This window comes from Oscillatoria nigro-viridis PCC 7112, from assembly GCF_000317475.1.
GTDB classification, from domain to species: Bacteria; Cyanobacteriota; Cyanobacteriia; order Cyanobacteriales; family Microcoleaceae; genus Microcoleus; species Microcoleus nigroviridis.
This window is the reverse complement of sequence record NC_019729.1, coordinates 5,883,926-5,897,363: the sequence shown is the minus strand read 5'-3', so window position 1 is coordinate 5,897,363 and position 13,438 is coordinate 5,883,926. Positions and strand designations below refer to the sequence as shown.

The 13,438-nt window shown below is 46.0% G+C and carries 15 protein-coding genes; 7 read left to right on the top strand and 8 right to left on the bottom strand.

Features of this window, described 5'->3' with window-relative positions; all coding sequences use genetic code 11:
* Window positions 1-3: 3 nt before the first annotated feature.
* From OSC7112_RS24520 to OSC7112_RS24485, 8 genes are all read right to left on the bottom strand, one after another.
* Complete coding sequence (locus tag OSC7112_RS24520) at window positions 4-891, bottom strand: TldD/PmbA family protein (protein ID WP_317623918.1); 888 nt, start codon at window positions 889-891, stop codon at window positions 4-6.
* A 141-nt stretch (window positions 892-1,032) separates the two neighbouring features.
* The gene (ltrA, locus tag OSC7112_RS24515) at window positions 1,033-2,775 is read right to left on the bottom strand and encodes a group II intron reverse transcriptase/maturase (RefSeq protein ID WP_397318161.1); all 1,743 of its coding nucleotides are present in this window, start codon (window positions 2,773-2,775) and stop codon (window positions 1,033-1,035) included.
* 670 nt (window positions 2,776-3,445) lie between these two features.
* The gene (locus tag OSC7112_RS24510; protein ID WP_041622723.1) at window positions 3,446-3,922 is read right to left on the bottom strand and encodes a PmbA/TldA family metallopeptidase; all 477 of its coding nucleotides are present in this window, start codon (window positions 3,920-3,922) and stop codon (window positions 3,446-3,448) included.
* Window positions 3,923-3,982: 60 nt separating this feature from the next.
* Window positions 3,983-4,231 carry a DUF4926 domain-containing protein gene (locus tag OSC7112_RS24505; protein ID WP_015178424.1) on the bottom strand — a complete coding sequence of 83 codons (249 nt, stop codon included), beginning with the start codon at window positions 4,229-4,231 and terminating at the stop codon, window positions 3,983-3,985.
* Window positions 4,221-4,562: a DUF6883 domain-containing protein gene (locus OSC7112_RS24500; RefSeq protein WP_015178423.1), complete on the bottom strand. Its 342-nt coding sequence runs from the start codon at window positions 4,560-4,562 to the stop codon at window positions 4,221-4,223. Before OSC7112_RS24500 ends, OSC7112_RS24505 begins: the two co-directional genes overlap by 11 nt.
* Window positions 4,563-4,582: 20 nt before the next feature.
* Complete coding sequence (locus OSC7112_RS24495; protein ID WP_015178422.1) at window positions 4,583-6,070, bottom strand: TldD/PmbA family protein; 1,488 nt, start codon at window positions 6,068-6,070, stop codon at window positions 4,583-4,585.
* A 269-nt stretch (window positions 6,071-6,339) separates the two neighbouring features.
* Window positions 6,340-7,644: an omega-aminotransferase AptA gene (gene aptA / locus OSC7112_RS24490; protein WP_015178421.1), complete on the bottom strand. Its 1,305-nt coding sequence runs from the start codon at window positions 7,642-7,644 to the stop codon at window positions 6,340-6,342.
* A 240-nt stretch (window positions 7,645-7,884) separates the two neighbouring features.
* Window positions 7,885-8,922, bottom strand: coding sequence for an adenosine deaminase (locus tag OSC7112_RS24485; protein ID WP_015178420.1), 1,038 nt, complete (start codon window positions 8,920-8,922; stop codon window positions 7,885-7,887).
* Window positions 8,923-9,322: 400 nt separating this feature from the next.
* Between OSC7112_RS24485 and OSC7112_RS24480 the strand changes: the two genes are divergently transcribed.
* The 7 genes from OSC7112_RS24480 to OSC7112_RS41935 all read left to right on the top strand — a co-directional run bounded on the left by OSC7112_RS24480 (window position 9,323) and on the right by OSC7112_RS41935 (window position 13,258).
* A complete protein-coding gene (locus OSC7112_RS24480; protein ID WP_041622722.1) occupies window positions 9,323-10,663 on the top strand; it encodes an adenylosuccinate synthase in 1,341 nt (446 codons plus the stop codon).
* A 69-nt stretch (window positions 10,664-10,732) separates the two neighbouring features.
* Window positions 10,733-11,629 carry an AAA family ATPase gene (locus tag OSC7112_RS24475; protein WP_015178418.1) on the top strand — a complete coding sequence of 299 codons (897 nt, stop codon included), beginning with the start codon at window positions 10,733-10,735 and terminating at the stop codon, window positions 11,627-11,629.
* Complete coding sequence (locus tag OSC7112_RS24470) at window positions 11,622-11,846, top strand: hypothetical protein (protein ID WP_015178417.1); 225 nt, start codon at window positions 11,622-11,624, stop codon at window positions 11,844-11,846. Before OSC7112_RS24475 ends, OSC7112_RS24470 begins: the two co-directional genes overlap by 8 nt.
* Window positions 11,847-11,854: 8 nt before the next feature.
* Window positions 11,855-12,061 carry a hypothetical protein gene (locus tag OSC7112_RS24465; RefSeq protein ID WP_015178416.1) on the top strand — a complete coding sequence of 69 codons (207 nt, stop codon included), beginning with the start codon at window positions 11,855-11,857 and terminating at the stop codon, window positions 12,059-12,061.
* The gene (locus OSC7112_RS24460; RefSeq protein ID WP_015178415.1) at window positions 12,061-12,426 is read left to right on the top strand and encodes a hypothetical protein; all 366 of its coding nucleotides are present in this window, start codon (window positions 12,061-12,063) and stop codon (window positions 12,424-12,426) included. Before OSC7112_RS24465 ends, OSC7112_RS24460 begins: the two co-directional genes overlap by 1 nt.
* 64 nt (window positions 12,427-12,490) lie before the next feature.
* The gene (locus tag OSC7112_RS24455) at window positions 12,491-13,096 is read left to right on the top strand and encodes a 50S ribosomal protein L25/general stress protein Ctc (RefSeq protein ID WP_015178414.1); all 606 of its coding nucleotides are present in this window, start codon (window positions 12,491-12,493) and stop codon (window positions 13,094-13,096) included.
* A gap of 27 nt (window positions 13,097-13,123) precedes the next feature.
* The gene (locus tag OSC7112_RS41935; RefSeq protein ID WP_263053553.1) at window positions 13,124-13,258 is read left to right on the top strand and encodes a hypothetical protein; all 135 of its coding nucleotides are present in this window, start codon (window positions 13,124-13,126) and stop codon (window positions 13,256-13,258) included.
* Window positions 13,259-13,438 lie beyond the last annotated feature (180 nt).

The window sequence follows — 13,438 nt, the reverse complement described above, 5'->3', positions numbered from 1 at the left end:
GAGTTACAAACTGTCAGTAATACTCGTGAAATTAAAAGCTTTCACGCGCACTCCGGGCACGACACTACCGCCGTAACGCTTCACCGCACTAACTGCATCCACATCGCGCAACATATCAGGTAAAACTTGATTGAAACGCAGGTTTTTAATCGGATAAGCAATTTTGCCATCCTCAATCCAAAAAGTACCGTCGCGAGTCATTCCCGTTACTTCCAATGTTTTCGGATTAACGTAGCGCACGTACCAAGCTCGACTGACGAAAATTCCGCGCTCGGTTTGAGCAATTAAATCTGCTAAACTTTGGTCGGAACCTGTCATCACGATCGGGTAAAAAGCACCTTTTGCCTCTTTGCCTTTTTGTGCGGCCCAGTAGCGGGAATAAGACAAACTTTGAGGTACGCCATCTTTGATGATTTCCAAATAGTTATTGCTCAATCCGTCGCCGAAAAAAGTATTCGATCGCAGCAAAGGATGAGCCGGATCGCGCTGCACTTGCACTAACGGGCTAAAAAGTTGTTCCCCCGCGCGGTTTCCCGCTGGTTTTCCCTCTGCATCGGCGATCGACATAAACGATCGCCCCTCATCCGCCGCCCTCGCATCCAGCCCCCAAATCACCCACGGTAGCAAGCCCGCAAAAGCAGCGCCGTCAAAGATTACCGGATAAACGCCGGGAGTGATGGGGCGCGGGTTGCGAGATGCGATCGCCCGATCGAGCACTTGTTCTGCTAATTGGGCGATCGGCAATTCGTTGATACTCCAAGCAGTGCTCTTCGCCCAGCTAGAACCGTCTTCAACGCGAGCAGTCAAGCTGAAATCCGCCTCTGTAGACTGGTTGCAGGCGCGGAGTCCGGTTGACGAGGCGATCGCGTACAGCGACGCCTCAGCGCTCAAAGTACCCGAACCGTGAGCCCCCCCCTGTGCGGCAATGGCGCAAGATTAAAGTCAGTGAAGGAGTCGCCTCCTCCACTGCTCTCCAAAACGGAACGTGATAGTTTCCCATCATTCCGCTCCTCAATAAAACGGCTGTTGTCATCAGTACGTCATTACCAACATATCGTTTTCCCAAGCCCAAAGGCTTGGTTCCACTGGTGGCTTAGGTTTAGCACTTTTGCAGCTAGATTTGTTACCAAGACTGCCATCATTGGCAGTCTTTGTGTCGTGGCAATGTCGATGGAGTAGCTGCCAATTATCATACGATTCCTTTCCACCTTTCGATTTGGGGGCGATGTGGTCAACCTCTATCGAATCTCCATCTTTGAAGTAGTTATCGCAGTGAGCGCATTTCCCTTTTTGTCGCTTGAGTAGTTTGGCTACTCTTACGGGTATTTCTGGGTGTACTCCCATTCTTGAACTCCAATATATCCAGTCACCGTCATAGGGTGATGCCATCCCTTTTACTTTTACATAGCGCTTTATTTCAGTGGAACTATGTTGTATGAGCTTTAGAGGATTGTTACCCTCTCCGGTTGCGAACACCCAGTTATTGCCTTCTACGGTTTTGAAGTATTTAAGGCGTGTCCATCCTCTGCCCTTGTTCCTATGACGATGGCGACCCCATTTGAGAAGCTTCCAAACCACTAAGTGCCACAGCCTATCAAATATTTTCTTGCTGACGACTGTTGAGAAGTAGTTACACCAACCCCTAATGATAGGATTGAGATTTTTTATTAAAGTCGCTTGGTTTAACCCACGCGATTTATTTATTACTTCCGCAACTTTTCTGTAGTGCCTTTTCTGACTTTCCTTGCTAGGGCTGATAATAGTTTTAAAGCCCAATAAAGTGCCTCTAGTTCCCTTACTTGAGTTGTGTTTTCCTACTGGAAACTGCCTGATGTTGAATCCTAGAAAGTTAAATCCAGGTTTTTCATCATCTAGTTTATTCAGGGTGTGGGCTAATCTTGTTTTACTCGGCTTTAATTCTAACCCAATGTCACTTAACCACTTCTCTATCTCAACCTTACACAGCTTCACAACTTCTACATCCTCATGGAGAACTACGAAATCGTCCGCATATCGTATCAGTGAAATCGATTTGATTTTGTCTCGTAATCCATAAGTATGACCACGAGAGTCTCTCATCTCGAATTTTGGGGCTAAACCCATAATCAATTCCTCAATCCCATGTAAGGCGACATTGGCAAGTAGAGGTGAAATCACCCCGCCCTGTGGTGTCCCTTCATCAGTTGGGAACAGCTTGTTTCCATCCATAACACCAGCTTTTAACCAAGCCCGGATTTGTCTCCGTAGGGTAGGATAGGTATTTAATTTTGAGAGAAGTACATCATGGTTAATGCGGTCGAAGCATTTACTGATATCGGCATCCAGCACATATTTTGATTTCTGACTTACCGCACTGAATATTGCTCCTATTGCATCGTGGCACGAGCGTCCTGGTCTGAACCCGTATGAGTTAGGTTCAAATCGCGCTTCCCATTCTGGTTCTAACACCAGTTTGACTAACGCTTGCAAGGCTCGGTCTTCCATTGTCGGTATGCCTAACGGTCTTTCCTCATCTGTCCCTGGTTTGGGTATCCAAACTCGGCGTGTTGGCTTAACCTTTGAACCCAATGATATTTTATCTATCAGTGCGAGACGTTGCTTTGGGGTCAGCGATTTAACACCGTCCACGCCTGCCGTCTTCTTTCCTTGATTATCTTGTGTTACCCGACGAACCGATAATGCTTTTGCTGCCCAAGAACTTATCAACAGTTTCTGGAGTCTGCGTACTAGCTTGACATCACCACGATTAGACGCTTGATATATCCGCTTTTGCAATTTAAAACGTTACGCTCTAGCTTTCGCCAGTTGATATCGTTCCATTCATACATCGGTTTTTCTACCGTGTTCATAACATATTCATTGCTACTTGTAGCTATACCATCCGTATTACCGTAAGTCCGTTAGCATATCCTCACCATTGCAGTGAGGCGTTGGCTTTTGACTCAATCTCTACCACCTGTTACCTGGAAGTCCAGATGTTTCGTCTTAGCTGACTGCTCGAAGTATTCGACCTCTTCGAGAGTAATCAGGTGGGTTACTTCGTTCCTCATAACCATTGGTCTGTTCCGTTAGGATGTCACCTCTTCACCGAGTTTTTGGGTAACGTAGGTATGTCGGGCAAAATTCTCATACCACCCTGTACTAATGCCCTTTTGGGACTACCAGCGCATAAAGCCTTATTTCGCTGGTTCGCCGTAACGGTGATTCAGGCAGTGACTTCGCATTTGCTATCCGTAGGAACTTGCTCACGGGATACCACTTTTAGGCTAGTGGCTCTTTCCGCTTTTATCTCCGCTTCACCGATTGATGGCTAGTCTCTACAGTGGGAGATATGCTTTCACCTCTACGTCTGAGGGGCAGGACTTATCGTTTTCTAGGATACTAACGCTCACCTGCAAGGTTATGAAGTTGTCATCTACAAGGGATTAAAGTGCGAACTCAATCCTCATGGATTACCCTGTAGAAGCCAGTCATCCCCCAATTTCTCGGTTTCGACTGAACGAATCGCACCTTGCTGCACCATTTTGGCCCGCGCTAGAGGCGATACAGTTGCCGTTGCTGCGTCGAAGGCGGGCGAGCGCAAATCGTAGGTTTGAGGCGGCAGCAGCGGCATCCATTCGGGGTCTGCCGGCGCAATTCTGGCCAATTCTTCCGATCGCTTGACTGCGGAGGCGATCGCATCTTCATCAAATTCTGTAACAGATGCAGAGGCGCTTTTCTTGCCGAAATAGCTAGTAATGCTCAGGCTAAATACAGCTTTGCTAATATTTTGGCTGATTTGATTTTCCGAGAATCTCGAAAGAGATTCTTCGCCAGTAGAGAGACTGACAAATACTGCTTCGGCTTCCGATTGTTTGACTGCTTTTTCTAGTAAAGATAAGGCTTGGTCTTCACTTAAAAGTGGGGGGGATGTTACGAGCATAAGCTAAAATGCTAGGAAAATTTGTTGTATTTGAAAACATTTTGAACCGCGATACAGCGGTTAACTCGCCTGTACTAAAGAGCGAACTGCTAACACTTCATCAGCTCGCAGAAGTTCCACATCAGAACGGGAGACAGCCACAACTAAAATCGATTCTCCTAAAGCATTAAATATTTCTAGAACGCAGCCATCTTCGCCTTCGTTTGGGTGAGGTACGCGATCGACTAACATCGCTACATCGCCTTTTTTTAGCTGATATAGCGGTAGATCCCGACACAATGCTACACGCTGGTAAAGTTCAAGTTTCACGTCGAGACTCCTTTTTCGGTTTGAGAGTAATAAAATGAAAACTTCCGTCAATTTGCCACTGCAACCAAATTGTAACAACTGCTAAATTACGTCCGTTAACTCCTGGCAGCTCACCTTCAGCGCGAAAGAACTTTCCGAATTCATTAGCACCATCTTCTACAGCCTCAGCCGACGCTATCAAAAACTGGATGGCTGCTAACAAAGCTTCTGGGTTATCTTGACTAAAACCCCCTTGAGCGAGAAATTTTGACTTGTCATCTTGTGCTTTGGGAACAAGTAAATAGCGCGTCAACTTTGCTTCGGGTATGATAGCATCCGCTGGAATTTTCACATTAAAAGCCTACAATCTAATTAAGAATTTCCCCCAATTTGAATATCCCTCACTCGCACCGGCACACAAGCGTGAGTCATCTGAGCAACCTGCATCGGCTCGCCTTTTCCGCACATATTCGTGCCGCACTGCACCCGTTCCGAAGCCGGCCCTATCGCATCTATTTGATTCCAGAAATCAGTAGTCATCGCCTGATAAGTTACATCCTTCAACATACCGACAACTTTACCTTTTTCCACCTTCCAAAAAGCATCGCCGCCGAATTGAAAATTCCGCCGCTGCTGGTCAATCGAATAACTACCCATACCGTCGATTAAAATCCCGTCTTCCGTATCCGCAATCATCTCCGCTAAAGTAGCAGTATGGCTGCCGCCATCCGGGCCCGGCTCCAATCCCAAATTGGGAATTCTCACCATCGGCACGCTCGACCAACTGTCAGCGCAAGCAGAACCGTTGCTGCTACCGCGTCCGAGGCGATAAGCCGTCTCTCTGTCAGTGAGATAATCAACTAAAATTCCATCCTTGACAACGTACCACTCTTGTGATTTTACGCCCTCATCATCGTAACCCATTGTACCGCGACCGCCCGGCTGAGTGCGATCGCACTTAAAATTCACCCAAGGTGCAGCATATTGCAGTTTATTTAAATGATCGGTAGTAGCAAAGCTCGTGCCAGCAAAATTAGATTCGTAGCCGTAAACCCGGTCTAATTCAGTTGGATGTCCGACAGATTCGTGAATAGTTAAGAACAAATTTGTCGGTTTGAGAATCAGCGATTTGCAAATACCAGCCGGGAGTTTGGGAGCAGCCACTTTCTCAATAGCTTCAGCGGCAACTCTTTCGATTTGACTCAACAAATCATCGGGATTAATATGTTCGTAACCGATATTCAGCGGCGGGCGTTCGTAACTGCGACTTTGGGCATCGCCGCCCGCAATTGCAGTACAGTCAAAACCAGCATAGCTGCGGTAGATTGTTTGTTCGATTAGCGAGCCTTCTGTAGAAGCAAAAACCTTGTCTTCGCGGCTGGACTGCAAAAAAGAATCAGCTTTTTTGATGCCTTGTGCGGCGTGTGCTAGCAGCTTCTCGTTGATAGTTAGCAGCAGTTCGGCTTTCTCAGCAACTGGTACAGAAAAAGGATCGATGGCGATGGGAGTAATGTAGGTATCGACATATTTTTCCACAGGCACCAACCGCACCGGTTCCTTCTGAGTCAAGCGGCTGCCTTTAGCGATTTCTACAGCCAAAGCGACTATTCTTGCAACCTCTGCCGGCGTTTTGCTGTGACTGGCGGCAAACCCCCAAGCGCCGTCGAGAAGCACTCGCACGCCAAAACCGGAACTTACATTATCTGACAGTTGACTTAAAGATCGATCGCGCGCGTAAAGATTCTGCCTTCGATAACTGCAAAAACGCACATCACCGTACTCGCAACCTGTTTTCCGAATCAAATCTACAGCCAAATTTGCTAACTCGTTAGCAGAGATTTTTGCAGTTAACAGTACCATAGTTATTCGTCATTCGTCGTTACTTGTCAATTATTATAGCGCTTTTTAATTATTTGAACGAACCGCGAGGACGCAAAGAGCGCGAAGCAATAAAAGAGAGTCAAATTAACCGACCTTCCCACAATCCGGCAGGGGTTTAAACTCCCGCCTCAAAGTTGAAGTCCTCTTAAGAGGACTGATGATTTGTTCAGTCCTCTTAAGAGGACTTTCGCTATGAGACAGGGACTTCAGTCCCTGGCGGTATTCGCGCCTTCGCGGTTCATTAAATCCTACTCCATCTCCTGCAAAACCCCTGTCAAAATTTCCACAATGCGATCGATATGTTCTTTCTCAATAATCAGCGGCGGCGATAAAGCAATAATATCACCAGTCGTGCGAATTAGCAACCCTTTTTCATAGCACTGCAAGAAACAATCAAAAGCCCGTTTCCCCGGCTTCCCAGCAATAGATTCCAACTCAATACCCGCCACCAGTCCCAGATTCCGAACATCAATTACGTGCCGCACGCCCTTCAAAGAATGCACCGCATCTTCCCAGTAACCAGCCATCTTATCTGCCCGTTCAAACAGCCTTTCTTCCTCATAAATATCCAGCGTCGCCAAAGCAGCCGCACAAGCCAGAGGATGACCAGAATAAGTATAACCGTGAAAAAGCTCGATCGCATTTTCAGGAGCATTCATAAAAGCATCATAAATGCCTTCTTTCACAAACACCGCCCCCATCGGCACGGTACCGTTAGTTATCCCTTTCGCCGCCGTCACAATATCGGGAACCACCCCAAAATATTCCGTAGCAAAACTCGATCCGAGTCGCCCGAATCCGGTAATTACCTCATCAAAAATCAGCAGAATTCCGTATTTGTCGCAAATCGCCCGCAGCCTCTCCAAATAACCTTTCGGGGGAATCAAAACCCCTGTAGAACCAGCCACCGGTTCGACAATTACCGCTGCAATATTAGACGCATCGTGCAAAGCGACAATCCGCTCCAATTCATCCGCCAAATGCGCTCCCCATTCCGGTTGTTTGCGGCTGAAAGCATTGTGTTCGAGACTGTGAGTGTGAGGCAAATGATCGACTCCCGCGAGCAAACTGCCAAAAAACTTGCGGTTTGTACCGATACCGCCGACAGAAATTCCTCCAAAACCAACGCCGTGATAGCCGCGTTCCCTGCCGATCAATCTTTGGCGAGTTCCTTCACCTTTCACCCGGTGATAAGCAATCGCAATTTTTAACGCTGTTTCTACAGATTCCGAACCCGAATTAGTAAAGAAAACGCGATCGAAATTGCCCGGAATCATCTTTACCAAACGTTCCGCCAATTCAAAAGCCCCCGGATGTCCCATCTGAAAAGCTGGGGAGTAATCCAAACGCAAAACCTGCTGTTTAACTGCTTCGGCAATTGTCTCGCGGGCGTGTCCTGCATTCACGCACCACAGCCCCGCAGTACCATCTAAAATTGAGCGGTTATCATCAGTTGTAAAGTGCATATCTTTTGCCGCAACCAATATTCGCGGATTCGCTTTAAACTGTCGGTTGGCAGTGAAGGGCATCCAGTAAGCGTCCATATTTGTCATGTTTTTTTATCTTTGTATATTGATGATTCTGCCTTCAAACTATAACTTGCTACCGATTGCCGATCGCCAGATGCTTATTATAATTTTACAAATATCTTTTTTAAACGAACCGCGAAGACGCAAAGAGCGCTAAGGAAGAGAAGAAAGAGCTTTTTATCATTTCCGAGTAGAGTTTTTACCTGAAAATATCTGCCTATCTTCCTCTTTCTCTTCCTTCGCGCCTCATGCAATAGATATTCTTTAATTAACGAGCGCCCCTACAGACTCATGCTGCAACAAACCATTCAGCATTTGGGCAGGTTGCTCCCCGTAAGGCCACGCGAAAGCATGGCGGAAAGCAGCATTTTGACACGCTTGCAATTGCCGAAAATCAATGATATCTAGAGTCAATAAATTCTCGTATTCAAAAGGCAATCGCACGTTGTGCAATCCTGCGTTGTCGGTACAAATCGCAATATCGACACCAGCTTCAAAACATCGATCGAACACAACCTTTAATTGGCGCATATCTTGCAATGTCCCCGTTTTGAGATAGGTAGTCGGGCAAACTTCCAAGCATTGACCCCTGCGCGCGACTTCTGGCAGCAGTTCGGGATATTTTAACGGAATTTGAATCCCGTGGCCGATACGCATCAGATAGGGCAAAAGTTCGGGATAACAGCCAGAGGTAGTTTCGTAGAGGTGGCCGGTAGTTTTGATGCCGATCGACCTCGCGTACTGGTACAATCCCACAAACTCCTCCAAACGCTCGCCAATACAATCATCGCCGCCAGCTATATCGATCGCGCAAACATATTCTCTCATCCCGGCCGCCAAATCTACGATCGCCCGATTCACTTCATAAGGCAAACGCGAGTGCATACACAAAATTTGGCTGGTAACAATCGGACAATCGCTAATTTGACTTGCCTTGCCCACAACTTGTACAATTTCTGCCATCAAATCAATGCGTTCTGACTGTTCCAAATGTTCGGGAGTCCGCAAATAAGGCGTATAGCGCAACTCCAAATAAGCCAGATTTTCAAACACGTAAGCGCCCCGCATCAACCGATAGATGAAATAAGGCAAAGTTTCAACAGTTTGAACGCTTTCTACCAATGTGTGCAGTTCCAAATACTCATTGAGAGTATTGCGCGGACGAGTGTAGAACTCCTCAAACTCCGAGTATTCTTGAAATCGATTAACCATCTCAGCATTGTGGCGGTCGAAATACCGCCACAGCACCCTAGGAACGACAGAACCACCCAGATGGCGGTGCAACTCAGCGTGTAAAGTCATGGGATTTTAGATTTTAGATTTTAGATTTTAGATTGAAAGAATTGAAGGATTGAAGAATTGAAGGATTGAAGAATTGAAGGATTGAAGAATTTGTAATTTAGTCCTGTACGCATCAGCGGCCAGAAACCGGGTTTTCCCAAATACTAGCCAACAACCTCCAGCAGGTAAACTCTTCCACATTTAAGCTGCACGTGGGATTCCCCTAAAAACCCGTCAAATCCTCACCCATTCTTCCCCTCTCCTACTCTCCCTTCCCAAGTCCCCCGATAGGGCTGGAAGTTGGTTTTTGAGAGCAATACAGCCTCAAGTCTCTCAATTGTAACAAAAATTTATTTGACATTTAGGACGCATTCATACATAATCGGAGATTGTGTCAACCTGAACTGAACGCGAGAAACCCTTGGCTAACGTAGTTGTGATCGGCGCCCAGTGGGGCGATGAAGGAAAAGGCAAAATTACCGATTTGCTCAGCAAATCCGCAGATATCGTTGTCCGCTACCAAGGGGGCGTCAACGCCGGTCACACCGTGGTAGTAAACGGTCAGACTTTCAAGCTGCATTTAATTCCGTCCGGGATTCTCTACCCTGATAAAGAGTGTATCATCGGCTGCGGTACGGTCATCGACCCTAAAGTTTTAATTGCAGAGTTAGATCAGCTAGAGGAACTGAATATTTCAACAACCTCGCTGATGATTTCGGAGACGGCTCACGTCACGATGCCCTATCATCGATTAATTGATGTAGCATCGGAAACGCAGCGGGGAAATTATAAAATCGGGACGACGGGACGCGGCATCGGCCCTACTTACGCCGACAAGTCGGAACGCACTGGGATCCGGATGCTAGATTTAATGGACTTGGACGGGTTGCAAGAACAATTGGAATGGACGATTAATTGTAAAAATGTCCTTCTCGAAAAACTCTACAATTTGCCGCCTTTAAATCCGCAAGACGTAATTGATGAATATCGAGTTTATGCCGAACGTTTGCGGCCGCACGTAGTTGATAGTTCCCTGAAGATTTATGAGGGAATTCACAAGCGGAAAAATATTCTGTTTGAAGGCGCGCAAGGCACTTTATTAGACTTAGACCACGGTACTTATCCTTACGTTACTTCGAGCAATCCCATCGCTGGTGGGGCTTGTGTGGGAACCGGAGTCGGCCCGACAGCGATCGATCGCGTAATTGGCGTAGCAAAAGCTTATACAACCCGCGTCGGGGAAGGCCCATTCCCTACCGAAATGGTAGATGGAATAGGCCAAATTTTGGGCGATCGAGGTGCAGAATTCGGCACGACAACCGGCCGCAAACGCCGCTGCGGTTGGTTCGATGCGGTAATCGGCCGCTACGCAGTCCGCATCAACGGGCTTGACTGTCTGGCAATTACCAAACTAGATGTTTTGGATGAATTAGAAGAAATAAAAGTTTGCGTTGCTTACGAAATTGACGGCGAAAAATGTGTTGATTTCCCCAAAAGTTCCCGGATATTTTCTCGGTGCACACCTATTTACGAAACCCTTCCCGGTTGGAAACAGTCTACGGAAGAGTGCCGGAATTTGGAAGATTTGCCGCAGCAAGCTTTGAATTATCTGAAGTTTTTGGCAGATTTGATGGAAGTGCCGATCGCGATCGTTTCTCTCGGTGCCAGCCGCGACCAAACTATTATTGTAGAAGACCCGATTCACGGCCCGAAGCGCGCTTTGCTCTCTGCTGACGGTATGCCTGTAGCAGCACAATCATGAGAGTTTAAGCTAAAATGTAATGATGAGAAAGCTTAATTAGTACAGTTTGAAACTTTTGGCGGTGTCGGCATGACCAATTTAGTTAAAGGCGACAGCGGATTAGTACAACTGACCCACGGCGATATCAAACGCATTATTGCCCACCAAAAGTTGTTCGGATTAGATGAATTGCAGAAATATTTGTTTCGTTTCTGCAAGACGATGCTAACGGCTGATGACTCTCTGCTCAAGCAGTTTAGCATTTACAATCTCGTACCGTCTGTTCTGCTCTACGGGCCGCCTAATACTGGTAAAACTACACTCTGTTACTTACTTTTCGACCAAATCAAGCAAGAAGTTACTAATGAAATCAACTTCTATACTGTTGACGTTGGGAGAATGCTCGACCCCGCTTTAGGGCAGTCTTCACGAAATCTAGAGCAAATATTTCAAGATTTGCGTAAAATTTCTTCAGATGGTTCATCAGTGTTTCTATTATTGGATGAACTAGATGCTTTTTGCATGAGTCGCAGTCGCGCACAGGAACACGATGCTGTTCGCAGAGCTATGACAACTTTAATGCTACAACTTGACAATCTTCAACCGTCAATAAGTCAGCGTTTTTTAGTATTTGGCATTACTAATGTGCCTAATCTAGTGGATACAGCAGTAGTGCGTAGATTTTCTTTAAAACAAACTGTCGATCCCAGTTTATCGCGGGATGAATTCAAATCCTATCTTGACTATTTGAATAAGCCAATTAAACATAATACTAAACAAGAAGATTTGCCAAAGTTGTACGGCATCTACCAGCGCCGCGCCTTTACAGCAGGGGATATCAAAGCTTTGTATAAAGTGTTACTAATAGATGTAATATGCGGCGATCAAGATATCTCTATATCTGAAAGGCTTGTGGAGCTTTTTGAACAGGGATTTTCGACCGGTCAACACTTAGATAAAACATACAAGGAGTTATTAGATGCCTAAGAAAGAGTTTGAGACTGATGAAGATATGATGATTTATCATTACGAAGTCCACAGAGATCTGATTAAGTGGGTAATCGAACAAATGGCTAAAGAAGGTATTCCCTGCGAAAGAACAAAAGGAAACAGTCCAAAAGGTGATATTTTGATAATTAAGCCTGAAGACGCTTCACGAGTAAAAGACATAATTCGGCAGATTCAAAGTAAATATAATGGTTAGAGAGTCCCATGACACACATTGAAATCAAGAGCCTACAGAATATCTATCCACGTGACGCTCGGAAAATTATCGACAAACAAACTGTTGTTGCAGTTATTACTACAGGAACCATTTCTCCAGACGCCAAAGAACTGTTTAACCAAGCAGGGATAGCTTGGGCTGAGAAAGTCCCAGAAAGTGAATTTATGGAATCTGAAGCCAAGGAGGAAGGATAATGTTAGACATCAGCTTTATTTCAAATGATGGTAGTTTAACCAACAGTGTAGAACTGACGGAAGATTTTTACTTGTGGTTGGCAAAGTCAAAGTTTTCCCAAATCGGCAAATCAGTAAGAAGAAAAATACAGATAGATGGGGAAGAGGATAACTTATCTGTAGTGCAGTTAAGTAAAGGTAATAGTAAGAAGTTAAAAGAATTTTTTCGCGATGAGGTTGTCCGCGAAAGCGAGGCTGTCATCACTAAACTAGGAGATAGCCCTTCCAAAGAAGAGTATCAAGCAGGAACCTACCGTTTGAGGAAATTGCACGAACTGCTGAAGTGTGTGGAAAATGAAAATTATCAATACCTCCAGCGAATTTAATTAAGCGCGATCGCAATATCACAATTCTGGTAAAATGTGAAAACAATCAGCAGAAAGTCATAAAATGGAACTCGCAGTAGAATGTCAAAAGCGGGCCGAAGGCAGCAAACCTAACGCCCTCCGCCGCTCTGGATTGATTCCCGCCGTCCTCTACGGCCACAAAGGCTCTGAATCCATTTCCCTTACCATCAAAGCCAAAACAGTTGAACACCTGCTCAAAAAGCACGCAGTCAACAATACCCTAATTGACCTCAGCATTCCCGACCTCTCTTGGAGCGGAAAAACCTTGCTCCGGGAAGTGCAAGTTCATCCTTGGAAGGGCTATCCTTACCACCTGAGCTTTTTCTCCGTGGCGACTCAAGACAGCCTGGAAGTTGAATTGTCGCTGAATTTTGTCGGCGAAGCTGTCGGCGTTAAGCTAGAAGGCGGCATCTTGGATACCGTGCTGACACAACTAGCAGTGAAGTGCAAACCTGACAGCATTCCTGAAGGAATTGAAGTAGATATTTCTAATTTAAAGGTTGGGGATGCGCTGCACATTCACGAATTAGTTTTGCCTGCAGGAGTGGTAGCTCTCGGCGAACCCGATCAGGTGGTTGTTACCGTGCTCGGAATTCAAGCAGGTTCTGAAGCAGAAGACGCAGAAGCAGACGCAGCCGCAGCAGCTTAATTAGTAATTGCTAATAGTTGTTAACTAATGGTTGAAAAAAAGGGCGATCGCTTTCTCCTAAAAGGGCGATCGTTTTTTGCTAAAAAGGCTATTCTAATTTTGGTTCGATCGCACATCTTGCACCCTGCTCAAAAACAGGCAAGATGCCTGTTCCACAAATAGTGAATGACTTTCTTGTGGGGAGTAGGGGTTGGGCTTCTAGCCCGCCGCTAAAAAGCCTATAGAAAAGGGTGCAATCTCCCTTGCCCAGTCCACAAGAAAGCATCCCACCAGGAAGAACCTGCAGGGTTTACTTTCCTTTACAACACGGGCGATCGACCCGAAGGTACAAGAGTCGGGACT